Source organism: Pseudomonas sp. SDT291_1_S447, assembly GCF_054070155.1.
Genome location: NZ_JBSVXS010000358.1, coordinates 1 through 276 on the forward strand (window position 1 = coordinate 1; position 276 = coordinate 276).

Sequence of the window (276 nt, forward strand, 5' to 3'; positions counted from 1 at the left end):
GCCAACGCCGCGAAGTCTGCTTCATGCCCGCAGGCGAAACCGAACCCGTCTTCGTACCTTGGGAATCGCTAAGCGCCTGGATCATCGAAGCCCAAGGCGCCACCCAATACGGCATCCTCCGTCAATACGGCATGGGCATCGGTTTCTACCAAGGCGAAACCCTCACCAGCCTCGAATTCCAATGCGCCGGCCTGCCACTCGCCATCAGCCACTGGGAGGCCATCCGCGGCTACATGGAATACGAAGTCAACGACCTCAAATCCATCCAGGACCTGC

Annotated in this window: 1 pseudogene; it reads left to right on the forward strand. The window is 59.8% G+C overall.

Features of this window, described 5'->3' with window-relative positions:
- Positions 1 to 276 (forward strand): annotated as a pseudogene (locus ACW9IR_RS29920) (hypothetical protein); the annotation flags it as partial.